We start from the raw sequence: 23528 nt of genomic DNA, 5'->3' as shown, positions 1-23528 counted from the left end.
GATACAGAAGGGCACCGCGTTTGAGCGATCAACAAATCACCCTCAGCCAACTTGAGAGCCACCTCTGGGAGTCCGCCAACATTCTGCGCGGCCCGGTGGATGCAGCTGATTTCAAGACTTACATCTTCCCATTGCTGTTCTTCAAGCGAATCTGCGATGTCTGGGACGAGGAGTTTCAGGAGATTGTTGATGAGAGCGGCGACGAGCAATTGGCTTGGTTCCCGGAGTCGCATCGATTTCAGATTCCGGACTACTGCCACTGGGAGCAAGTGCGTGAGAAGTCGATCAACGTAGGGGCCGCTTTGCAATGGGCCATGCGAGAGATCGAGAGAGCCAACCCCGATACCCTTTACGGTGTGTTTGGCGATGCACAGTGGTCGAACAAGGATCGGTTGTCAGATCCATTGCTCAAGGATTTGATTGAACACTTTTCCAAGCTTCCGCTGGGCAATAAGAACGTCAGCTCTGATCTACTAGGCGATGCCTACGAGTATTTGATCAAGAAATTCGCCGACGCCACTAATAAGAAGGCCGGCGAGTTCTATACCCCGCGCAGTGTCGTGCGGCTGATGATCGATATGCTCGACCCCAAAGAAGGCGAGTCGATTTACGACCCGGCTTGCGGGACTGGCGGCATGCTGTTGGCTGCAGTGCAGCACGTTAAAGAGCTGCACGGAGACGTGAAACGGTTATGGGGCAAGCTCTACGGGCAGGAGAAGAACCTTACAACCTCATCCATCGCTCGGATGAACCTGTTCTTGCACGGCATCGAAGACTTCAAGATTGAGCGTGGTGACACGCTGCGTAACCCCGCCTTCTTCGATGGAGATCGGTTAGCCACTTTCGATTGCGTGATCGCCAATCCGCCATTTTCGTTGGAAAAGTGGGGCGAGGACCTGTGGCTAAACGATCCTTTTGGTCGCAACTTCGCTGGTCTGCCACCGTCATCCAGCGGTGATTTCGCCTGGGTGCAGCACATGGTCAAGTCGATGGCCGCTGTTACTGGCCGAATGGCTGTGGTGTTGCCGCAGGGAGCCCTGTTCCGCAAAGGTGTGGAAGGTAGCATTCGTCAGAAACTGCTGGAGATGGACCTGGTCGAGGCGGTGATCGGGCTTGCCCCCAATCTGTTCTATGGCACCGGGCTTGCTGCCTGCATCCTAGTCCTACGCAATTGTAAGCCGGCTCAGTTTGAAAAAAAGGTGCTGATTGCCGACGCATCGCGCCTTTTCCGCCGCGGGCGTGCACAGAACTTCCTGGAGCCCAAGCACGCCGCAGAGATTCTCGGCTGGTATCGGGGTTTTACTGATGTCCAGGACGCGGTTCGTGTGGTCAGCCTCGACGAGATCAAGGCCGAAGATTGGACGCTGAATATTTCCCGCTATGTGCTGCCCCCACTACAGGAAGACATTCCTCCGCTACCTGAGGCCATTGCGACTTTCAAAGATGCACTTAACCGCTGTCGCGAGGCTGAGGAGCGGCTGGCACAAGTCATGACGGCAGGGGGATGGCTGCAATGATTCATCCAAGCAAACGCATTACCCAACAAGAATTAGAAAGCTACCTCTGGGGCGCTGCTGTCTTGTTGCGGGGCCTCATCGACGCGGGTGACTACAAGCAGTTCATCTTCCCGTTGCTGTTCTACAAACGAGTCTCAGATGTCTGGGACGAGGAATACCAAGCCGCGTTGGTCGATTCCAACGGCGATCTTTCCTACGCACAGTTTGCCGAGAATCACCGCTTTCAGATCCCGGAAGCGGCCCACTGGAATGATGTGCGGCAAACGCCAAGGAACGTCGGTGCCGCCATCCAGAGGGCCATGCGCGCCATCGAGTCGGCAAACCCCGACATGCTCGACGGCATCTTCGGTGACGCACCCTGGACCAACCGCGATCGCCTGCCCGATGAAACGTTGAAAAACCTCATCGAGCACTTCTCGACCAAGACCTTATCGGTGGCCAACGTCCCCGAGGACGAGCTGGGTAATGCCTACGAATACCTGATCAAGAAGTTCGCGGACGATTCTGGCCATACGGCTGCCGAGTTCTATACCAACCGCACCGTCGTTCACTTGATGACGCAACTCCTGGCGCCACAGGTGGGCGAGTCGATCTACGACCCTACCTGCGGCACCGGTGGCATGCTGATCTCGGCGCTGGACGAAGTGAAGCGCTCCGGCGGTGAGTACCGCACGCTCAAGCTCTATGGGCAGGAGCGCAACCTAATCACCTCATCCATCGCTCGTATGAACCTGTTCTTGCACGGTGTTGAGGACTTCGAAATTGTTCGGGGCGACACCTTGGCCGACCCCAAACACATCGAGGACGACCGTCTGCGACAGTTCGATGTGATCCTCGCTAACCCGCCGTACTCCATCAAACAGTGGAATCGCGAGGCATGGAGCAGCGACAAGTGGGGGCGCAACTCGCTGGGGACGCCACCGCAGGGGCGTGCCGACTACGCCTTTCAGCAACACATTCTGACCAGCCTCTCGGCCAAGGGCCGATGTGCCGTGCTCTGGCCGCACGGCGTACTGTTCCGCAACGAGGAGCAGGCGATGCGTGCCCAAATGGTCGAGCAAGACTGGGTCGAGGCTGTCATCGGCTTGGGGCCGAACCTGTTTTACAACTCTCCGATGGAGTCGTGCATCGTCATCTGCAACCGCCAGAAGACGTCCGACCGCCACGGCAAGGTGATCTTTATTGACGCGGTGAACGAGGTCACCCGTGAGAGGGCGCAGAGTTTCCTGAAAACCGAGCATCAGCAGCGCATCCTGAGTGCATACCAGACGTTTGCAGATGTGCCCGGCTTCGCCAAGGTCGCCACCCTGGCCGAGATCGGTGCGAATGCCGGCAATCTGTCGATCCCCCTCTACGTGAAGCGTGTTGCCGCAGCCAGTGCCAGCGACAGCAACGGTGAGGCAATATCGCTGCGCACGTCCTGGGAGCAGTGGCAAAACGACGGCCGTGCCTTCTGGCAACAGATGGATGCACTTGTGGAAACGTTGGATAGCATTTCAAAGGCAGAGGACGCTGTATGAAGCTTCAAACGATTCGTCTATCGAATTTCCAGTCTTTTGGAGTACAGCCTACTGAGCTCGGGCTGGATGATATTACATACCTGATTGGCCCCAACGGCTCAGGTAAGACAGCTGCGCTCCAAGCGCTTTGCCGCCTGTTTGCTTTCGATCCATCCTTGCGCCGCATCCTGCGATCAGACTTTCACGTCCCCTTCGATGAGGAGATCGTGCCGGAAGAGCGCCAGCTCTGGATAGAGGCCGATTTCCTCTTCCCGGAGCTGGCGGAAGATGAAGACAACAGCACCGTTGCTCCTCACTTTGGCCACATGCGGCTTGATGAGGCGGATGGAATTCCGCGTGTTCGTTTTCGCCTCAGTGCCACCATGGGCCCGGATGGTGACATAGAAGAGACCTTGGTTTATGTCTTGGACATCAATGCGGATGGTTCGCCGCTCAACACAGCGCAAGTGCCCCGTTCTGAGCGCAACCATATCCATGTCCACTACCTGCCAGCCCGCCGTGACCCAGCTGATCACATTGCCTACGGCGCCAATGCGTTGCTCGGGCGCATGCTGCGTGCGGTGAACTGGGATGCAGAGCGTGATGTTATCAAGGGTCTCACTGACCAAATCAGCGACAGTCTGGCGGCCAACCCATCGGTAGATGCATTCAGCACAAGCTTGAAAGCGGCTTGGGATACTTTGCACAAAGGCAGTTTCTTTACCGACCCGAAAATCACCTTCGTGGCCTCTGAGGTCGAAGCCTTGTTGAGGCATATGTCGGTTTCCTTTTCGCCCGGGCACGATGAGCAGTTGGTTGACTTCTCACGTCTGAGTGATGGCCAGAAATCCATGCTCTACCTGTCCCTCGTGCTCTCGTCACAGGCCATTGGTCGCGCCGTACTGGCTGAAGAGGACAAATCATTCGATGTCGACAAGTTGCGGCCACCAGTTTTTACCTTGGTGGCAGTCGAAGAACCGGAGAACAGCCTTTCGCCCCATTACCTCGGGAGAATCGTTAATTCTCTGAACTTGATGACAGGTAATGGCGACGCGCAAGCGCTGATTGCTACTCACGCGCCGTCGATGCTGCGGCGCGTTGCTCCCGAACGGATCCGGTATCTGCGTCTGACCGAGGGGCGAACATCGCGCGTTACCCATATCCAGTTGCCCGATACCGCGGACGAAGCACACAAGTTTGTGCGTGAGGCTGTGCAAGCCTTTCCGGAAGTCTATTTCTCCCGCCTTGTGGTTCTGGGGGAGGGCGATAGCGAAGAAATCGTGCTTCCTCGACTCCTTCAGGCCAAAGGTGCTCCTGTTGACGAGTCGGCAGTCTCGATAGCGCCGCTGGGCGGGCGTCACGTTAATCACTTCTGGCGATTACTGTCTGCCCTGAAAATTCCTTACCTGACGCTGCTTGATCTGGATGTCGCGCGCCATCAGGCCGGCTGGGGTCGAATCAAATACGTGAATGATCAATTGGGTAAATATCGGCTAGATCAGCAGCTTCCCAAGGATTATGGCATCCCAAAGTGGGACTCGACCGAGAATATGGTTCGGGACTTCGACAACTATCTTGAGGCGCTTGAGGATAGAGATGTGTACTTCTCGTACCCCATGGACCTCGATTTCGCAATGCTACTCGCCTACCCGGACGCCTACGGCGTAGTGAGAGAAAAGCCCGATGAGTCAACGATCAAGGCTGTCCTTGGGAAAAGTCACCACGATGCAAGTCAATACAGCGAGGACGAACAGAAGTTGTTCGGCACATATCACCGCAGCTTCAAGCTTGGCAGCAAACCGGCAGCGCATATTGATGCGCTCGCCAAGCTCAGTGATGAGGGCCTGCTCGCGAACATGCCCGAATCTCTCGGACGCTTGGCCGATGCCGTGATCGCCAAACTCGCGGAGTTGCCCGAGTGATAACCGTCGATGCATGGAAGCCCGCTGATGGACTAACGCTTGAGCCTAACGCCCTTCGTGCAGCCAAGGAACAGATGCACAGCCTTGCTCTTACAGCAGGCCCAGGTGCAGGCAAAACTGAAATGCTTGCGCAGCGTGCAGATTTCCTTCTACGCACAGGAGCCTGCCGCTATCCCAAACGAATTCTGGCTATCTCGTTCAAGGTGGACGCCAGTAGCAACCTGAAAGAGCGGGTAAAGCGCCGCTGTGGCTCTGAGCTGGCCTCGCGGTTTGACAGCTACACCTTTCACGCTTTTGCCAAGCGCATTATCGACCGCTTCCGGCCCGTGCTAACGGGTGAGTACGCGTTGGATGCTGGGTACAAAATTGCTGATCGAAAACCAGGACCCTCGCGGAGTCTGATCGAGTTTGCCGACCTGGTTCCGCTGGCCATCCAGATTCTTCAGAAATCAGAAATGGCACGTAATGCCATCCGCCAGACCTACAGCGATGTCTTTCTGGATGAGTTCCAGGACTGCACCAATCTGCAGTACGAGCTTCTGAAACTCGCCTTTCAAGACACCAGCATTCGCCTTACCGCCGTGGGCGATACCAAACAAAAGATCATGGGCTGGGCGGGTGCTCTGGACGGTATCTTCCAAACCTTTTCAGCCGATTTTGCAGCGACACCGCTGAACATGTACCGCAACTTTCGTTCGAAGCCGCGCCTGCTGCGCCTGCAGAACGAAATCATCCGGGTGCTCGACCCTGCGTCAGTCATGCCCGATGAGCAGCTTGTCGGCGATGAGGGCGAGGTATTCGCTTGGCGCTTCGAAGACAGCCGTAAGGAAGCTGAGTATCTAGCGGACTTGATTGATGGCTGGATAAAGACCGAACAGCTACCGCCCGCGGAAATCGCGATTCTCATTTCCAAACAGCTCGATCTTTACGCTGACCATCTCATGGTGGCACTGGAGGCGCGCGGCATTCCTTTCCGCAATGAGCAGCAGATGCAGGACATCACGGTCGAGCCCGCCGCCCGCTTGATCGTGGACTATTTATCTTGCCTCTACGGCCAACGCGAGCCAAAAGCCTGGATTCGGCTAATGAATCAACTGGTTCCTTTCGCGGATGAGGACATTCAGTCGAATGCTCGCAAGGATCTTGATCGACTAATCAAGCAACAACGGAAAGAAGCGGCTATTGCTGACCTGGTCGCGGAGCCTTCTTCTGGCTGGTGGGAGTTTGTTCGAGTCTTCTTGAAGCAAATCAGTCTCGAAACCCTCGTGGCGCTGTCGCCGGACTATGAGTCCCATGAACGGCTCAAAGAGGTCGTCCGAAACACCAGGACGCGCATCGAAGAGTTGCTCAAGCTGGAGCCAGACTTGCCTAAAGCCCTGGAGCGTTTTTCAGACGACCAAGCGGTACGAATTCTGACCATCCACAAGAGCAAAGGTCTTGAGTTCGATTCGGTCATCATCATGGCCGTCGAAAACGAAATCTTCTTTGGCAATCAGGCTGAAAACCGCTGCGCATATTTTGTCGGGGTTTCACGCGCCAAGAGGCGACTAGTTCTTACCCATGCAGATCAGAGGGAGCGCCCTGCTGGCTATACGAAACGTTGGGATACGCATCGTTCTGCCCAAACTGAATATTTTGGCTACGCCATACCGTTTTTGAGCCAACAGCAATGAAAAACGACAACTTGAAACCTGGTTGGAAAGTCTGGCGTTTTGACCAACTCGCAACCAATGTCAACGTCCGCATCGACAATCCATCCGAGTCGGGTATGGAGCACTACGTGGGCTTGGAACATCTGGACGCGGACTCACTCAAGATCCGCCGCTGGGGCACACCGGATGACGTGGAAGCTACCAAGCTGATGTTCAAGAAGGGCGATATCATCTTCGGCCGCCGCCGGGCTTACCAGCGCAAGCTAGGCGTTGCCGAGTTCGACGGAATTTGCTCGGCCCATGCGATGGTGCTGCGTGCCAAGCCTGACGTTGTGCTTCCAGCGTTCCTGCCGTTCTTCATGCAGAGCGATCTCTTTATGAGCCGGGCGGTGGAAATCTCGGTGGGTTCACTGTCGCCCACGATCAATTGGAAAACGATGGCGGTTCAAGAGTTCGTGTTGCCACCCCTAGAAGAGCAGCAACGGGCAGTCCACTTCCTTTCGGCCGTAGAGGATCAGTCAGAGGCAGTTCTGCATGCGCTTACGGCTGCGACGAAATTAAGGAAGTCGATGGCGCTGGAGGCGTTTTCAAGAAGCGATTATCCAATAGTCAGAATGGGCTCCGTGGCAGAGATAAAAAACGGTTCAACACCGCGTCGAGCGACTGATGCTTACTGGAAAGGGACCATTCCTTGGCTTCCGACAGGGAAGGTTAACGAGCGGGTGATTCAAGCTGCCGATGAGTTCATTACTGAGAAAGCGTTATCGGAATGCTCTCTAGCAATGATCCCCGCGGGCGCAACACTAGTTGCCATGATTGGTGAAGGACAAACGCGCGGGCGTGCAGCAATGCTAGCGATTGACTCCTGCATTAACCAAAACTTCGGCGCAGTCATTCCTGGAGGCTCGCTGGACCCTTGGTATCTATTTTATCTGTTGGAGTCAAACTATGAGGCCCTTCGTCATTGGTCGCAGGGTACGAACCAGCGTGCGCTGAGTTGCGGCTTGCTGAAAAATTACCCGATCCCTGTTCCTCCACTCGAAGTGCAGCAGGAACTGGTGGGCCAGCTCAAGGAAATTGAGGCGACAGAAAGTCAGTTGGCATTGCGGCTTGATATGGTCCATGAGATGCGCCGTGCTGCCCATCTAACAGCGTTGTCAATGGAGTAGCACGATGGCTGTTTTCAACGAGTCCAACACTGTCGAAGCCTACGTCCGCGATCTGCTCGCTGGCCAGGTCAAGGTGGTACCGGCAAACGCCGTCCAGGAGCCGCACGCCAGCTACGGCCTCAGCCCAAAAGGCATCGGCTGGCGCTACGCCGCCCCGGCTGAGGTGCCGCGCCAGATTCAGGAAGTACTTGTCGAGCCCTGGTTGCGCGATGCGCTGATCCATCTGAACCCCGAGATCGCCGCCCAGCCCGACCGCGCCGACGAAGTGCTCTACAAACTGCGCGCTATCGTGCTGTCGGTACGCTCGGATGGTTTGATCCGCGCTAACGAGGAAATGACCGCCTGGATGCGCGGCGAGCGCTCCATGCCCTTCGGCCACAACAACGAGCATGTGCCGGTGCGGCTGATCGACCTGGATGATCTGTCACAGAACCAGTACATCGTCACCCAGCAATACATATACCGCGCCGGCCCTACTGAGCGCCGCGCCGATCTGGTGCTGCTGGTCAACGGACTGCCGCTAGTGCTGATCGAGGCCAAGACGCCGGTCAAGAAGTGCATCAGTTGGGTGGATGGCGCAATACAGGTTCACGACGACTACGAGAAATTCGTGCCGGAGTTGTTCGTCTGCAATGTGTTCTCGGTGGCTACCGAAGGAAAGGCGTTTCGCTACGGCTCCATCGGCTTGCCAGTAAAAGACTGGGGCCCGTGGCATCTAGATGGTGACGGTGAAGATGGCCAACACCATCCGCTGAAATCACTCAAGCTCTCTGCCGAGAGCATGCTACGTCCGCATGTGGTGCTGGACATCCTCGGTAGCTTTACCCTGTTTGCCACCGACAAGAAAAAGCGCCGCATCAAGATCATTTGCCGCTATCAGCAGTTCGAGGCGGCCAATAAGATCGTCGAGCGCGTGCTGGCAGGCTATCCCCGGAAGGGACTGATCTGGCACTTCCAAGGTTCAGGTAAGTCGCTGCTGATGGTGTTCGCTGCGCAGAAGCTGCGCATGCATTCCGACCTGAAGAATCCCACGGTGCTGATCGTGGTGGATCGGATCGATCTCGACAGCCAGATCACCGGCACCTTCAACGGCGCGGACATTCCCAATCTGGAAAAAGCTGATAGCCGCGAGAAGCTGCAGCAGCTACTGGCGCAGGATGTGCGCAAGATCATCATAACCACCATCTTCAAATTCGGTGAGGCCACAGGTGCGCTGAACGAGCGCAGCAACATCATCGCGCTGGTGGACGAAGCCCACCGAACCCAGGAAGGTGACTTGGGGCGCAAGATGCGCGAGGCGCTGCCCAATGCGTTTCTTTTCGGCCTGACCGGCACGCCCATCAACCGAGCCGACCGCAATACCTTCTATGCCTTCGGGGCGGAGGAGGATGAGAAGGGCTACATGAGTCGCTATGGTTTCGAGGAATCGATCCGCGACGGCGCCACGCTGAAGCTGCATTTCGAACCACGTTTGATCGATCTGCACATCGACAAGGTCGCGCTGGATACTGCCTACAAGGACCTTACCGGCGGGCTGTCGGACCTGGATAAGGATAACTTGGCCAAGACCGCTGCCAAGATGGCCGTGCTGGTTAAGACGCCCGAGCGTATCCGCAAGGTGTGCGAGGACATCGTTGCGCATTACCAGAGCAAGGTAGAGCCCAACGGTTTCAAGGGCCAGATCGTCACCTTCGACCGGGAGTCCTGCTTGCTGTTCAAGGCCGAGCTGGACAAGCTGCTGCCGCCCGAGGCCACGGATATCGTGATGTCGGTGCAGGCAGCCGATAAGAAAGAGCATCCGGAGTACGCGGCCTACGACCGTTCGCGCGACGAAGAGGAGCGCTTGCTTGACCGCTTCCGCGACCCAGCCGACCCGCTGAAGCTGATCATCGTGACGGCAAAGCTGCTGACGGGGTTCGATGCCCCCATTTTGCAGGCGATGTACCTGGACAAGCCGCTGCGCGACCACACACTGTTGCAGGCTATCTGCCGGGTGAATCGTACCTACTCGGAGCAGAAGACCCACGGCTTGATCGTGGATTATCTAGGGATCTTCGATGACGTGGCGGCAGCATTGGAGTTCGACGACCAGAGCGTCAAGCAGGTGGTCAGCAATATTCAGGAACTGAAGGACAAGCTGCCCGAAGCCATGCAGAAGTGCCTGGCCTTCTTTGCCGGCTGCGACCGTACCCTGGAGGGCTATGAGGGGCTGATTGCCGCGCAACAGTGCTTGCCTAACAACGAGGTACGCGACAACTTTGCTGCCGAGTACAGCGTACTGAACAAGATCTGGGAGGCGCTATCACCCGACACGGTGCTGGGTACCTTCGAGAAGGACTACAAATGGCTGTCGCAGGTATACCAGTCGGTGCAGCCTTCGAGCGGTCACGGCAAACTGATATGGCATTCGCTCGGAGCAAAAACCATCGAGCTGATACATCAGAACGTGCATGTCGATGCGGTGCGCGATGACCTCGACACGCTGGTGCTCGATGCCGACCTGCTGGAAGCAGTACTCTCGAACCCTGACCCAAAGAAGGCCAAGGAAATCGAGGTCAAGCTCAAGCGCCGTCTGCGCGGGCACGGTGGAAGTCCGAAATTCAAGCAGCTTTCCGAGCGACTGGATGCGCTGAAGGACCGCTTTGAGTCCGGGCAAATCAACAGTGTCGAATTCCTAAAGCAACTGCTGGAGATTGCCAAGGAAACCCTGCAGGCCGAAAAAGAAATTCCACCCGAAGAGGACGAGGATCGTGGCAAGGCTGCTCTGACCGAACTGTTCAACGAAGTAAAAACAGCCGAAACGCCGATCCTGGTCGAGCGAGTGGTTGCGGACATCGATGAGATTGTGCGCTTGGTGCGCTTTCCCGGTTGGCAGGGCACTCAAGCTGGCGAGCGTGAGGTGAAGAAGGCATTGCGCAAGGCCCTCTTCAAATACAAGCTGCATGCGGACGATGAACTGTTCGAGAAAGCCTATAGCTACATTCGGCAGTATTACTGAGGGGGCATGGATAGTGCCATCATCGACACCCGCACTATGCTGAGCAGTTGCAGGTGAAGTGGCTATCCACGGAAGGTTTTACACTGTGCGTAATGGTTGATTGAAGGTCTTGCTTAAAGGCTCAACGCAGGTTTATTTCGTTTTGCGTGTCGTTTTAAGCTCGGGCACGTCCTCACGTTTTCCATTCCAATCAGTTGGGCTACCCAATCAAATTGGTGCTCTCTAACTTGCATTCTTGCGCGTTGTAGTGTAGTGGTCTACTGATCCCGGACACCGATTTAGGCGAGAATCCTCGCCGTGAGAGAGGTGTCTGATGAGCAAGCAACGACGTACGTTTTCCGCCGAGTTCAAACGAGAGGCCGCGGCCCTGGTGTTGGACCAAGGCTACAGCCATATCGACGCCTGCCGTTCGCTGGGGGTGGTGGATTCGGCCTTGCGCCGTTGGGTGAAGCAGCTCGAGGCGGAGCGCCAGGGTGTGACCCCGAAGAGCAAGGCGTTGACGCCTGAGCAGCAAAAGATCCAGGAGCTGGAAGCCCGGATCAACCGATTGGAGCGGGAGAAAGCGATATTAAAAAAGGCTACCGCTCTCTTGATGTCGGACGAACTCGATCGTACGCGCTGATAGACCAGTTGAGTGAGCAGGAGTCGGTGGAAGTGGTCTGTTCAGCTTTCGATGTGGCGCGGTCTTGCTACTACGTCCACCGTCTTCGACGGCGGCGTGTCGATGCTCGCCGCGTGGCGCTACGCAGCCAAGTCAACCAGTTGTTCAGCCAGAGTCGGGGCTCGGCCGGCAGCCGCAGCATTCTGGGCATGCTGCGCGAAGAGGGCGTGACCATCGGCCGTTTCCGAGTGCGTCGGTTGATGCGTGAGCTGGGCCTGGTCAGCAAGCAACCGGGCTCGCACGCCTACAAACAGGCCACGGTTGAGCGGCCGGATATCCCGAATCGGCTGAACCGCGAATTCGCGACCGAGCATCCCAATCAGGTGTGGTGTGGCGACATCACCTACGTCTGGGCGCAAGGCCGTTGGCACTACCTGGCCGCGGTGCTGGATCTGCATACCCGGCGGGTGATCGGCTGGGCGTTCTCGGCCAAGCCGGATGCCGAACTGGTGATCAAGGCCCTGGACATGGCCTACGAACAGCGCGGCAAGCCACAGCAGGTGCTGTTCCATTCAGACCAGGGCAGCCAGTACGCCAGCCGCCTGTTTCGGCAACGGCTCTGGCGCTATCGGATGCAGCAGAGCATGAGTCGCCGAGGGAATTGCTGGGATAACTCGCCGATGGAGCGCCTGTTCCGCAGTCTGAAGTCGGAGTGGGTCCCGTCAACGGGTTACCTGACGGCGCAGGAGGCCCAACGGGACATCAGTCATTACTTGATGCACCGCTACAACTGGATCAGGCCGCATCAATTCAACGACGGGTTACCACCTGCGGTGGCCGAAGAAAAACTCAACCCACTGTCCGGGATGGGTTGACCACTACACAAGGACTTTAGGTAGGTCAGCACCAGAGGCGATAGCCTATTCTTTACCCTCACCGGTTTCGAGCAAAGCCCCGGCTTTTGCCGAGTCTTTGCTATCGGGCTCGTCATGTTTGCTGGAGCCTCATGGCAGAACTAGCGACAACAAAAGTATCCTTCATGAGTGGCTTAGGGTGCGTATCCGGGCGCAAGCACCAAGTTGGGGACTCCGTACAATGCTTCCCGATTACGCAGCCAGAGCTGGTACTCGCGCGCTGATCCAGAGTGATCGAGCGAGCAGTCAACTCCCCACTGTCTGAGAGCGTAGCCTGCGACGGCTGCTCGAACCTTTACGAGCATTACGCCGTCTTTGTTGAAGGGGTAGTCGCATAGCACCGGCTCTTTGCGTTCAAGCTCTGGGTGGGGGACCAGCTCAAGCACGACTCGGCGAGACCAATCGTCATCCTCATTGGCGCATTCGGTCACGCGGGCCTGTCCAGCATCTTTTATCGATCCCACCCGGGTTATCACAAAATCCCTGAACTCCGAGCTTTCCCTATCGTATGCCCTCGCGTGCCATCTCCGACCATCACTGTGCAGGCCGAACGGTGCGATAACCCTGGTGCTGCATCGGGTGAGTGACTCGTACGTAATCTCGATAGCACGCTGTTGCCTGATCGCGCGGCAGACAGCTGCCAGGATGCCAATTTTGGGTTGTGCCAAGGACTCGCTGACAGTGCATGGGATCCCCGTCGACCAACTCAAATGCTCCTCATCTCCAAATCCCTGACTCAGCCAAGTTGTGATGCGGGAAACCGAGTAGGTGAAGATAGGGTTAAAGCCTTCGCTCGGGCGGTACACCTTCTCTCGGTGGTCCAGAAACAGGTTTTCAGGTGCCAGTTCGCGGTATAGCGACAGATCTCTGGTTGCTGCGGCCGTCTGGATGTCGAAGCGACTGACAACATCCCTCCGAGAAACCGCGCCGCAGAACCATGCCTGTTGCTCAATGAACGCCAGTCTGTCCCGTTGCTTCTGTGGGATGCCTTCAATGGGGGATGGGTTGGACACTGTATATAACCTCAGCTTGCCACTGTCTGACACAAAATTATATCTTTCTGATCCAACGTCAGAATCAAAAAGATTCGATAGCCGATTTTCTTGTATCGACTATCGCGTCCGCGCTGACACTTGTCCACCTTTCTGCGCGCGGAGGCCCTGTGGCCAAACTTCTTCGAGTCATCCTGATTGATTCACTTTGCCGAGGCGAGATCGTCGAGGTGAAAGCAGACGAAAACACCTGCCTGACAGGCACCAACGGGATCGGTAAATCAACCTTTCTGAAGCTGATCCCCTTGTTTTATGGGGCCCCAGCTGGGCGAATGGTTCGTAAGGGGACCAATACCACCAGTTTCGCTGATCACTACCTGCCTAATGCGTCGAGCTACATCGTGTTCGAGTACGAGAACCACGAGGGCGCGCTTCGGCTGGCCATCCTGCATCGGTCATCCAATGGTTACGCCTACCAGTTGGCAGCCTCTGGCTGGAGGCCTGAGCTGCTTTATGTGGATCAGGACTCCGGCGAGCTGGTGCTGCCTGGGAAGGTCAGCAGTCGTATCCAGGGCATGGGAGTCGACTGTACGCCGGAACTGAGTTGGAGCCATTACAGCAAGATCATCCAGTACAACACTGGATCGGCAGACATGGACGGCATCACGGATGCGGCCGTGAAAAAGATGATCAACCTCTTCCGGCGCATGTATTCCCTGGCGCCGTTGAGGCGCAACTTTGCTGGCATCGACAGCCTGATGTTCTCCCTGCTCGAATCCAAGGGCACCTTTGACTCCATGGAGTCTGCTGTCGGAGAAATTATCCGGCAGGAGACCATGCGTAGCGAGATCGACCTTTCAGGTATCGATGTCCAGTCCTTCCTAAGTGCGATCAGCAACCGGGCGAGCTACCTGGTAATGGATAGGGAAGTAAAACCCAAGATTCTCAATCTGGCGGCCTTGCGCAGCCGGCTGATGGCTTGCGATCTGCAGCTTGGACGCCTGAAGACGGTCGCTGCGACGCGGCAGTTTTCCGTCAAGAAGGAGCAGGAGGCTGCTGCGGAAGCCATGGAAACGCAGCGCAAAGAGGAGCTTTCTGCGCAAGATGTTTCTCGTGATGAGCAGCGGCAGCTTGATTGTCGTCTGGGCAACGCCCGTGCAGCTTCCGCTGAGCAATTGCGGCTGCTGAGGACGCTGGAAGAGCAGAAGATCGGGTATGACAAGGCCGGTATGCCGGCATTGCTTGCTGAAATCGACAGCCTCCCTTCGATGCAGGAGGATCTGGCCGCTAAGCGAGAGCAGTTGGGGCTGATGACCAGTAAAAGTGCGGACATCGTGTCGCGGTTTTCCGCCATGGAACGTGCCGCCATCGATTCGCTGTCGTCTCGACGTGAAAACCGCCACGGCGAGGCGCAGGCCCGCTTCTCTGAACTTGATGCGCAGTTGCGCGCGCACAACGAGGCCTCGGAAGAGGCGCTTGGGCAGGCTCACAAGGCGTATACGGATGATCTCGCTCAGCATGAGTGCACCCGAAGTAGTCTGGCTGCGATCGACGCTTCTGCTGCGGCAGAAGTGGCCTTCCTATCGAGGCAGAAGCATCTGCCGGATATGGCAGAGCAGATTGATGCAGAACAGACCGCCTTGGCTCAGCTCTATGAGTCGCAGGAGCAAACCCGGAATGACCTGGCCAGGCTCGATGCTGATGTTGCTGCCGTTATGGAGGAGCAGCAGGAACTTGCCGCCGAAATGTCAGGGCTAGCCCGTGGCCGTGATGAGCTGCGGGCGCAAGTCAAGTCGCTCTCCGCTCGTTTGAGCGCAGCTGATGACACGCTGCTTTCGTTTCTTCGCAGCAGAATGCCTGACTGGGAAAATACCGTGGGGCGTGTCATCGATCCCCGGCTATTGCTGCGTGAGGATCTGTCGCCAGTGATTGCTGCACAATCTGTCGGGGTCTTTGGCCTGCAGATTGACCTTGAGCGTCTTAAGCCTGTTGAGGTGCTCAGCCTCGAAGAGCTGGAGTCGCAGATCGCGCTGCTGAATCTGCGAATCGAAGAATGCAATGAGGCCGAGGCGGCCCTCAATCGTCGTTCCACAGCCGCTCAGGTGCGACGCAATGAACTGCGTGAGGAGCGAATACCGCTTTACGCGCGTACGTCAAACCTTGAGGCTGATATCGCCGCCAGAAAGCAGCGCCTAGAGTCACTTCGTGATGAGGGTGCAGAGCTGCTAGCAATGGCTCGCGCCAAGGCGCAGGAGGCGGCCGACAAGGCTTCTGTTGCGCTGTCGGAAAAGATCGTCGAGATCGATGAGTTGAAGGCCGCTTTTGGTCGCCACAAGGTTGAGCTGAAGAGCATTGCAGATCAGGCCAGACAGGACATTGCGGCCCAGCGAAGCTCCGTTGAAGAGGCTCTTGCCGCTGCCCTGACTGAGCTTGAGCGGGATCATAGCGAAGAGATCAAGCGCATTGAGGCCGACCGGTTCTCTGCTCTGCAGGGCGCCGGCATTGATGCTGGCGCGGTTCGCCGACTGGAAACCACGGTGAGCGGTCTCGAGCAGGCGGTTAGACGCCTGGTTGAGCTGTTGCCTCGAATTCAGGAATACAAAGCATGGCTTGAATCCGCCTGGCCTACCGTGGCTGCCCGTGAGGCCGCCTACGCAGAGGCAGAACAAGTGGTCACTCGGATTGAGCGTGAGCTGCAGGCGATGCGTGCGGCAGATGAGGCTCGACAGAAGGCCTATAAGGCACGGCAAGCTGAACTTGCGGCCCGCAACAGCGTGCTCTTCGATCAGGCCAGCGCGCTGCGTTCGGTTCTGGATCGTCTTAGCTCGGTTGCTGCGGTCTCCTCCGGCACTGAGAGCCTGGAGAAGTTTTCTCCAGCGGATATTGAGTCGGAAGTCGGGCGGATAATCCGGGACGCTCACCAGATCAAGCAGGAGGGGCGCGGCCTTCTTCGTGATATTGAGGCTCCCTTTAATTTTGCGCATCGGGCCACCCCCGAGGCCGGTGTTGTGCACGAAATCATCATGCGCGCCAGGCATGCCGATAGCTCGGGTGAGCGGGTCTGGTTTTACGCCGCGCCAGAACTGCAGATGTATATCGATGATGGCCATGATGTGCAGCGGAGCAAGCTGGTCACCTATATCCGCACGCTGTGCAACCAACTTGTCGAAGGCGGCAAAATCCTTGCAGAAGTCGACCGCATAATTCAGGACGTTGGCCGGCGTGCGACGCTGAAGGTCTCTGAGGTACTCGGTCGTTTCCCGGAGTTCACCAATTTCCACCTCCATGTGGTCTCGAAGATCAAAGATCTGAAGATCAATGACCTGCCGATCTGGGAGCACATTCGAGCGATTGAGCTGCAATCGGCTCGATGGGGCGTCATGGGTAATGATGCCTTTCCGCCCGATGGGCTTGATCACGCCCTGCGTATGCTTCACTCGGCCATGGTTGATAAGCAGTGGCGGGGTGCGCAGATCGAAGAATGCTTCGAGGTCAGCCTGTCCTGGCAGGTGAACGGGCAGCCGCGTGTCGCGCGCAACACGACAGACTTGGGCGATGGATTGAGTACCGGTCAACTGAAGATTGTGGTCGGGATGATCTACTTGGCACTTTTCGAAATGATCCGTCGGGATGCTGACTTCGAGCTGATCGTGCCTGTGGATGAGGCGCTGGAGCTGGAGGTCAACAACGCAGCTACTCTGGTGGGCAATTTCAACTCGCGCAATGTCAAGCTAATGCTGGGGTTCCCAGGTGGAGCGCCAGAGCTGATGCGTCACTTCAAAAATCTATACGCCCTTGATCGGCGCCGTTCGGGCGGGGTGTATCTGAAAGAGTATCGGGGCGCTGATCCGGTGGCTCTGGATGAGCTGAACGCCGGCCTTCCCGAGGAAGAAGAGGTGTCCGCATGAGAAAAGTTCTCGAAGGACTCATCGACGGGCAGTTCTTCTGTCCTTACTCCAATCGCGATGTTTACGAGCAGCTTCGGCAGCCTGAGTATGCTGCTGCCATTGATGGCGCACTTCGCCCAATTGGACGGGCGCTGGCGCGTCTGGGCGAAGGCGAAGATGTCACAGCGTTCTTTGCCCGTTACGTCGACCTGGCCGACTCTGGCGATCGGCGTGAGGCGATGGAGGAACTGAAGCGCGTTCGCGATCAGATTATGCCTGTTCTGCATTTCATCCATCTCTACAGCCGAGCAGGGCAAGGGGATGTTTGCCTGTCACCAGGAGAGGAAGTCTCCTTTGGTGAGTTGCTGATGCACGTAGATCAGTTCCAGGTCGCCCGTGAGCAGCTTCGTGATCTCTGCGTTTACCCGCTGTTCTCTCGGGTAAAGACTGTCGATGCCAACAAGGAAAAACTGAATGTCGTATTCAAAGGACTGGTGGAGGCGGGCTATCTGGTTCCCAAGGGGGCTGAGTCCAGCCTTTATGTGGCCACTGGCAAGATGGGCTACTTCTACCAGGTAGTGTCCTGGATCGCCGATAGCCAGAAATTGCTGCCTGCAGAAGATGTTGAGCCTGATGAGAGCCAGGTCACGGGAGAGCTTCTGTGAAGGCGGATAACTGGCGAGAGTTCGGTGCTCATCTGGTCGCTAATGCGGACATCATCGAGGACATTTGCCAGGCTGACGAAGAGGGTGTGCCAAAGCCGGAAAAAATGACGGCCGGGCTGTCTTGGTTGGTCAGTCAGCGACTGGTCGATGACTGCGACGGGTGCCTCCATCCTTCCTCCATGCTGCTTGACCTGGGGGCCCGCATTGGCGCGCAGCGCTTTGAGCTGTCTGCGCCTGACCTGCAGGAACTGTTGATTCGTATAGAACATGGCTGTGAACGATTCCACTCGGCCAAGGAGGGGGCGCCTTCTGAGCTGGATCGAGAGCTGCAGCAGGTGCGGCTTTCTGTTCGTCAGGTCGTCACCCATTTGCGTGATGAACACCGGGCGGCGACTGACTTTATCGAGGCTCGATACGGGTACTCTTCACGGTTCAGAGACCGCCTGAGGGATATCGACAGCGCGGTGAAGCGCCTCGGGCGCCTGTCTGAAAAGCTGATGGCCTTCGATCGTGACAAGCTGAGTCAGTGGTGTCACGGTGATCGGTCTCTTCGTCGTTTGCTGCTGACCAGCCTGTATGAGTCGATGGATCGCTGCAAGACGGGCATACGTGACCTGATCGACCGACTGAACCAGCTGGGCACCACCATGCGACGGCGTAACCATTATCGCCGGGCGGCGCAGGGCGTATTCTCCTGGCTGCAGGATGGCAACAGTCCTGATCTGGATGGGATCCTGGAGCGTGCCGATGCAGCTAACTGGGTTCGTGCTACGCGCCTGACCAATAGCGGCTACCTGTTCCCGCCTGTAGAGGATGAAAAAGCCATACAGGAAATGTTGGCCCTGATTCAGGCAATGCCTTTGCCGAAAGTCAGAAAGATGCTGCTCGATCCGTTGGTAAGTCGCGAAGCCGTGAAGGTGGTTCCTGCGGCGCCTGAGGTCGAGGATGCCCCAGAGCCATTTGTCGAGCCGCATTTCCATCGCATGCTCGCAGCGCTAAAGCGTGATCTGTCGCCTCAGAGTGCGCTGGCTTACTGGACGGAAGTCGCCGCCGGAGGTTTCCGCAGTGCCATCTGGCTCTATGCATTGGATGCCTACTACCTGAAACTCATGGCGGATGCCGCCCGAGTCGGGACGATTCCGCGTTTCGTGTTGTCGCCGGTGCTGGCGCCGCCGCATGAAGGCTTCGGTAATCAGGTCGTGGTCGACTTGGTGTTGCGCCTAAGGAATAAAGGGGAGCGGTCATGACATCGTTGCTGCAAAGCAAGCGAGTCGTTGAGATGATCAGTCGCGTAGTTCGCATGGCTTCAACTGAGGTCGCCTTGGGCGACGTTTGGCTGCAAATCCATCAGGCCTATGGGGTCGGCAGGATCAGTGGGCGCAGACTTTTGCTTGACGCTGAGGACAGGAAGGCGCTACGCAGTCTTGCTGAGCGGCATACCGGCTGGGACCCGCATGTGGCGGGTAGCAAGATTCAGGGTGGTCGCGCTGAGCTGGCTGCATCCATGCGCAACGAAAAACTGTCCGGTGAGCGTGTCGCTAAGGACCTCGTCCTGGTCTCAGCCCCCTCCGGGAAGATACAGCTGGGGGACTCTGTCCAGCCGCTGATGCCTGGATGCATGTTGACGGTGCCTTCAAGGCTGGTTGCCGGGCAGCGCCGGATTATCATCGTTGAGAACCTGCAGGCCATGCTCGATGCGTCGCGCTTTGTCCTTCCGGAGGGTCTGGTTGACGCTCCTTTCGTGTTCCGAGGGTCGCCTCAGTTCTCGATAGGGGCTGTGGTGGATTTGGCTAAGCGCGTGCCCGAGGTTTACTACTTCCCTGATGCGGATCCACAGGGCTTGGTAAACGCAAACAAAGAGGTCCTATCAAAGGGCACCCTTGGGCCGAGTCCTGAGGCCTTCCAGACCATGCACGATGCAGGTGTTAGTAAGCTTCAGGATTACGAGACTCAAGCTAGTCTCATGCCTGGGCTCTTAGCAGCCGACAATCCGTTGGCGAAGATCATTCATCATTACCGCGCAGGGTTCTCCCAGGAATCGATGGCTGCGTTCTCGTGCCCGCTACTTTGCTACGTATGAACCGTTTCTTTGTTGGGTGTGATTGTAGTGGTCTGCTAATCCCTGATACCCATTTAGGCTGAGAGTGCTCGTCCTAGAGATGTTGTCTTATGCTCGCTGGGGTTAGTTGAATAGGCCCTGCGCCGATGGGGAAGGGGGCAAGTGGTTGCCTTTGGCGTATCGCCAGTTTTTTCGCGCGTTGCTGGTCTAGGCCCTTGAGGCTCGGCGCTGTGCAGTCCATGAATCTGGTGCAAGCTACGATACAAGCGGTGACCTGCCCCCAGTTTTAGTACCGCTGCCTAGTTAGTAGGCCCTGGGGTTGATATTAATTTTTCCTGCTTCAGTTGCTGCTGGCGAGTTCGCCAACTTGCAGCAAATTCTGCCGGGGTGAGATTGCCAATCGCGCTGTGCGGTCGGTGTTCGTTGTAATCCCGCCGCCAGGCCGCAATGCGGATTCTCGCTTCGGCCAGCGAACAGAACCAGTGCTCATTGAGGCATTCGTCCCGGAACTTACCGTTGAACGACTCGATGAAGGCATTCTGCGTGGGCTTACCAGGCTGAATCAGCTTCAGCTTGATGTCGCGCTGATAGGCCCATTGATCGAGTGCCTTGCCGGTGAACTCGGGCCCCTGGTCGGTGCGGATCGCTTTCGGGTAGCCGCGAAACCGCGCCATCTCGTCCAGCGCCCGTGTGACACGAAAGCCGCTGATACCGTGCTCCACCAGGATGCCGACCGACTCCTTGGTGAAGTCATCGACCACCGTCAGGCATTTGATCCGTCGCCCGGTGCTCAGTGCATCGAAGACGAAGTCCATCGACCAGACCTGGTTTGGTGCGCTCGGCAAACTCAGACGTTCGTGCTCCACCGCGACGCCATGGCGGCGGCGCCGCCGTTTCACCATCAAGCCGGCAGCGCGGTACAGGCGATAGATCCGCTTGTGGTTGACCTGCACGCCAGCACGCCGCAGCAGGATGTGCAGGCGGCGATAGCCAAAGCGCCGGCGCTCTTGGGCCAGTTCCACCAGTTGGGCTTGCAGCTCGGTGTTTTGCACACTGGCTCGCGGCTGGTAGCGCAACACCGAGCGGGACAGCCCGATCAACTGACAGGCACGACGCTCGGAGATGCCGGTTCGCGCCTGCATCTCCTGCACCGCCTCCCGCCGTGCTGTCGGGCTTACCCTTTTCCCCGGGCGACCACTTTCAGCGACTCGATGTCGAGGTGGGCCTCGGCGAGCAACTTCTTCAATCGGCTGTTTTCCAGTTCAAGATCCTTCAACCGTTTGGCGTCCGCCACGGTCATACCGCCAAACTTGGCCCGCCAGGTGTAGAACGAGGCATCACTGAAGCCGTGTCGGCGACACAGTTCCTTCACCGGCACACCGGCCTCCGCCTGCTTGAGGAAGTCGAGAATCTGCTCTTCGGTAAAACGCTTTTTCACTGCCGTCTCCTGCTCGGAAAACGGACTCTACTAAGTTTGACGTGGTACTGAAATCGGGGGGCAGGTCACATGGACTTCCTCCTATGCTCAAAGCATAGGCCGGGAATGTCTATCGTATCGGGGGTAGTCCAATTCAATATATTCGGAATATCTGGCCGCTCTACTGTGGCCTTTTTGTACGCATGTGAGCCTGGCTGCTTGCTGATCAACGCAGCTCACGCATCAGGTACATACCTTGAACCGCCCGATTTGCTCACGGTGTCTCCATTCTTTCGATGAACTTGACGGTTGTATCTGCTCCATCGAATGACTCATGTGTTACTGAAGAATGATTTCAAATTTGAAATGTTCTTCTTTGCATCTTTGATCCAGTATCTTCGTCCTAAGACATCTTCAATCTGAATGTCCTTTGCTTCTCTCTGGCTGTCCTCAAAGAAGCTATAAAGTATACGGTCATCGTCATGATGGATTATCAGTTCGAAAATATCACCTTCAGAAAGGCGAATAGATGTATTTTGCGCAACAAATTTCTCTATCAGTGGCCGTGCCTCGGTAACTACTTCTTGTAGTTCATGGGCTCCAAGTTCCCGAAGAGGTGTGAACCAGTTGCCTTGCTCGCTTATGATTACGAAGCGGGTCATTATTATAGGGCGGCGTCCTGCATTGACAATGATTACTCTCATGCTGGGGGCTGGCTCTAACCCACGAGTTGCGTCGTAGAAAATCTCTGATCTTGTGTGTATCCGTGCACGATCCTGACGAGTACTGTAAATGGAGACCGCCAGGCTAAGTCCTGAGATAATTGCTGCAGAAAACGAGACTATTAAGGATATTTCGTTGAGCATGAATAGAACCTTATTTCGATAGATGCCGTATGTGGTAATCAACCTATCCCGGATGCTCCTCCTGAAGCGATTTTTCCCAGCGGCTGTAACGCAAAGGCCACGATGTCGAGCGGCCAGTAGGCTTCGATATAGCTGTAGATTTAACTCCAAGGCAGCAGTTCCGAGTTTGAACTCGGCGGAAATGTACGTCGTTGTTTGCTCAATATGACGAAGTTTTTCGCTTGAATCAGTGATCCGGGATCAGTAGACCTCCTACAGAACATCATCTGTATGCAATGATAAGTTAGGCGTCTACACGCAAATTCCAATGATAGCTTAGGCGTCACCTTCAATCTCTTTTAGTGTGCGACCGGCTTGGTTCTTCCAGGATATCGGTCCAGGCGCCGTTCCACCTCGGATCACTCCTGCGGCTGCGCTTGGACTTGAGAACTCGACGTCTTTAGTGAAGATTAACAGTCCATTCTGCGGCTGAAGCGTTCCATTCTCGATCAGTTGTTGCCGCAACTTGAGTATCCAGGCGCCATGTGTTTTTCCGCTTTGTCGTTCCTGCAGAATGGCTGTTGAACCGGCTAAAACGACAAAGCCATTGGGTGATCGCATTCCGCGTGCCTCCGCACTCTTAATCTTGGATACAAGTACTTCTGTAGGCTGGAGTAGCTCGGCGACCGGCTTTACCGGAGTGAGTAGTTCCGAGCCAAGAACGGGCAATAGCTGTCCGATGCGCTCAAGGTAGACCTCCATATCGTGTTGATCTGACTCTGGCAGGCGCGATCCACTGTTGTTTGCGTTAATTAGGCTGTAGCGGCCAACTTGACTGGCAAGCTCAATGATTCGCCCTTCAAGGTAGCGAATGTGGGCTTTGGTGAGGTTTTCATCCTTGCTAACGAAAACGATGGCGGAGTTCCAGTACTCTTTGCTCCGATGCTGCTTAATGCGATCTAGAACGACCTCAGCTTCACCTATATATGCAACCTGCTTGCCGGAATCGGGGTCTTCTCCGAGCAAGAGATACACACCCGGCTACAGAAGTTCGCGGCGATTTAAAAGTCGGTCTAAATCAGAGCGTGGGGCTGCGATAGCTTTTCCCGACCAATTGGATATCTCTGCCGTACGGACGCGCTTAGGATCTCCCAGTGGTAGAAAAAGTTTTATGGTGGCAGATGGGTTCATTTATGGCGCCTAATGTTTAGCTAGATAATGGCAGGAAGCCTGGCGTATGGTAGAACAATGCGGTAGCTGCGTTACGAAGGTGTTTAAGCTACGGGGTGGACTTCAGTTTGTCATCAGTGAATGAGTTCTCTCGGGTGACGTGATCGTCACGGTTGGGCTGTTGGTATACACAAGCGCCTGCTAATCCCGCAGGCTCACGG

15 protein-coding genes and 1 pseudogene are annotated in these 23528 nt (G+C 56.4%); 11 read left to right on the top strand and 5 right to left on the bottom strand.

What is annotated here, in order from left to right:
- Positions 1-20: 20 nt before the first annotated feature.
- The 7 genes from VQ065_RS19540 (at position 21) to VQ065_RS19510 (ending at position 12233) form a co-directional block, all read left to right on the top strand.
- Positions 21-1517 carry a type I restriction-modification system subunit M gene (locus tag VQ065_RS19540; protein WP_014603867.1) on the top strand — a complete coding sequence of 499 codons (1497 nt, stop codon included), beginning with the start codon at positions 21-23 and terminating at the stop codon, positions 1515-1517.
- On the top strand, positions 1514-3037 hold the full coding sequence (locus VQ065_RS19535; protein ID WP_014603866.1) for a type I restriction-modification system subunit M: 1524 nt from the start codon (positions 1514-1516) through the stop codon (positions 3035-3037). Before VQ065_RS19540 ends, VQ065_RS19535 begins: the two co-directional genes overlap by 4 nt.
- Positions 3034-4938, top strand: coding sequence for an ATP-dependent nuclease (locus tag VQ065_RS19530; RefSeq protein WP_014603865.1), 1905 nt, complete (start codon positions 3034-3036; stop codon positions 4936-4938). The genes VQ065_RS19535 and VQ065_RS19530 overlap by 4 nt, the downstream gene beginning before the upstream one ends.
- Positions 4935-6611, top strand: coding sequence for a UvrD-helicase domain-containing protein (locus tag VQ065_RS19525; protein WP_003090631.1), 1677 nt, complete (start codon positions 4935-4937; stop codon positions 6609-6611). The genes VQ065_RS19530 and VQ065_RS19525 overlap by 4 nt, the downstream gene beginning before the upstream one ends.
- Complete coding sequence (locus VQ065_RS19520; RefSeq protein ID WP_014603864.1) at positions 6608-7759, top strand: restriction endonuclease subunit S; 1152 nt, start codon at positions 6608-6610, stop codon at positions 7757-7759. Before VQ065_RS19525 ends, VQ065_RS19520 begins: the two co-directional genes overlap by 4 nt.
- Before the next feature lie 4 nt (positions 7760-7763).
- Positions 7764-10757, top strand: a complete 2994-nt coding sequence (locus VQ065_RS19515; RefSeq protein ID WP_003090627.1) for a type I restriction endonuclease subunit R — start codon at positions 7764-7766, stop codon at positions 10755-10757.
- Between the two features lie 313 nt (positions 10758-11070).
- Positions 11071-12233, top strand: a protein-coding gene (locus tag VQ065_RS19510; RefSeq protein ID WP_086937300.1) for an IS3-like element IS222 family transposase whose coding sequence is annotated in 2 segments (ribosomal slippage) — positions 11071-11326 and positions 11326-12233 — 1164 coding nt in all. Because the reading frame shifts where the segments join, the coding sequence is not laid out codon by codon here.
- 173 nt (positions 12234-12406) lie between these two features.
- Here the strand turns inward: VQ065_RS19510 and VQ065_RS19505 are convergent.
- The gene (locus tag VQ065_RS19505; RefSeq protein WP_023098562.1) at positions 12407-13285 is read right to left on the bottom strand and encodes a WYL domain-containing protein; all 879 of its coding nucleotides are present in this window, start codon (positions 13283-13285) and stop codon (positions 12407-12409) included.
- On the opposite strand from VQ065_RS19505, the gene VQ065_RS19500 reads away from it, so the two are divergent.
- From VQ065_RS19500 to VQ065_RS19485, 4 genes are read left to right on the top strand one after another with little or no spacing between them, the layout of a single operon-like run.
- Complete coding sequence (locus VQ065_RS19500) at positions 13273-17172, top strand: ATP-binding protein (protein ID WP_003090625.1); 3900 nt, start codon at positions 13273-13275, stop codon at positions 17170-17172. The genes VQ065_RS19505 and VQ065_RS19500 overlap by 13 nt on opposite strands.
- Positions 17169-17816 (top strand): hypothetical protein, encoded by a 648-nt coding sequence (locus VQ065_RS19495; protein ID WP_003090623.1) that lies wholly within the window; start codon positions 17169-17171, stop codon positions 17814-17816. The genes VQ065_RS19500 and VQ065_RS19495 overlap by 4 nt, the downstream gene beginning before the upstream one ends.
- A complete protein-coding gene (locus tag VQ065_RS19490) occupies positions 17813-19063 on the top strand; it encodes a hypothetical protein (RefSeq protein ID WP_003090621.1) in 1251 nt (416 codons plus the stop codon). The genes VQ065_RS19495 and VQ065_RS19490 overlap by 4 nt, the downstream gene beginning before the upstream one ends.
- Positions 19060-19896, top strand: a complete 837-nt coding sequence (locus VQ065_RS19485; RefSeq protein ID WP_019486382.1) for a DUF7281 domain-containing protein — start codon at positions 19060-19062, stop codon at positions 19894-19896. Before VQ065_RS19490 ends, VQ065_RS19485 begins: the two co-directional genes overlap by 4 nt.
- A gap of 278 nt (positions 19897-20174) precedes the next feature.
- Here VQ065_RS19485 and VQ065_RS19480 read toward each other — a convergent pair.
- The 4 genes and pseudogenes from VQ065_RS19480 to VQ065_RS19470 all read right to left on the bottom strand — a co-directional run bounded on the left by VQ065_RS19480 (position 20175) and on the right by VQ065_RS19470 (position 23163).
- A protein-coding gene (locus VQ065_RS19480) for an IS3-like element ISPa32 family transposase (RefSeq protein WP_087819173.1) occupies positions 20175-21313 on the bottom strand; the annotation gives its coding sequence in 2 pieces (ribosomal slippage) (positions 20175-21064 and positions 21064-21313; 1140 coding nt in all).
- Between the two features lie 131 nt (positions 21314-21444).
- Positions 21445-21568, bottom strand: a pseudogene (locus VQ065_RS32015) (IS3 family transposase); the annotation flags it as partial.
- 56 nt (positions 21569-21624) lie between these two features.
- Positions 21625-22158 carry a hypothetical protein gene (locus tag VQ065_RS19475; RefSeq protein ID WP_123788669.1) on the bottom strand — a complete coding sequence of 178 codons (534 nt, stop codon included), beginning with the start codon at positions 22156-22158 and terminating at the stop codon, positions 21625-21627.
- 315 nt (positions 22159-22473) lie between these two features.
- Positions 22474-23163 carry a GIY-YIG nuclease family protein gene (locus VQ065_RS19470; RefSeq protein ID WP_196678509.1) on the bottom strand — a complete coding sequence of 230 codons (690 nt, stop codon included), beginning with the start codon at positions 23161-23163 and terminating at the stop codon, positions 22474-22476.
- Between the last annotated feature and the right edge of the window lie 365 nt (positions 23164-23528).

The organism is Pseudomonas sp. KBN10P06128, assembly GCF_037574945.1.
GTDB classification, from domain to species: Bacteria; Pseudomonadota; Gammaproteobacteria; order Pseudomonadales; family Pseudomonadaceae; genus Pseudomonas; species Pseudomonas aeruginosa.
Note: the sequence above shows the minus strand (reverse complement) of the source record. Positions and strands in the feature narration are given on the sequence as shown.

What these genes read in the sequence shown, in the direction of transcription:
- VQ065_RS19495 (WP_003090623.1), top strand. Translation starts at nt 17,169, where the DNA reads ATGAGAAAAGTTCTCGAAGGACTCATCGACGGGCAGTTCTTCTGTCCT.
- VQ065_RS19500 (WP_003090625.1), top strand. Translation starts at nt 13,273, where the DNA reads ATGGGTTGGACACTGTATATAACCTCAGCTTGCCACTGTCTGACACAA.
- VQ065_RS19530 (WP_014603865.1), top strand. Translation starts at nt 3,034, where the DNA reads ATGAAGCTTCAAACGATTCGTCTATCGAATTTCCAGTCTTTTGGAGTA.
- VQ065_RS19485 (WP_019486382.1), top strand. Translation starts at nt 19,060, where the DNA reads ATGACATCGTTGCTGCAAAGCAAGCGAGTCGTTGAGATGATCAGTCGC.
- VQ065_RS19475 (WP_123788669.1), bottom strand. Translation starts at nt 22,158, where the DNA reads ATGCTCAACGAAATATCCTTAATAGTCTCGTTTTCTGCAGCAATTATC.
- VQ065_RS19520 (WP_014603864.1), top strand. Translation starts at nt 6,608, where the DNA reads ATGAAAAACGACAACTTGAAACCTGGTTGGAAAGTCTGGCGTTTTGAC.
- VQ065_RS19515 (WP_003090627.1), top strand. Translation starts at nt 7,764, where the DNA reads ATGGCTGTTTTCAACGAGTCCAACACTGTCGAAGCCTACGTCCGCGAT.
- VQ065_RS19535 (WP_014603866.1), top strand. Translation starts at nt 1,514, where the DNA reads ATGATTCATCCAAGCAAACGCATTACCCAACAAGAATTAGAAAGCTAC.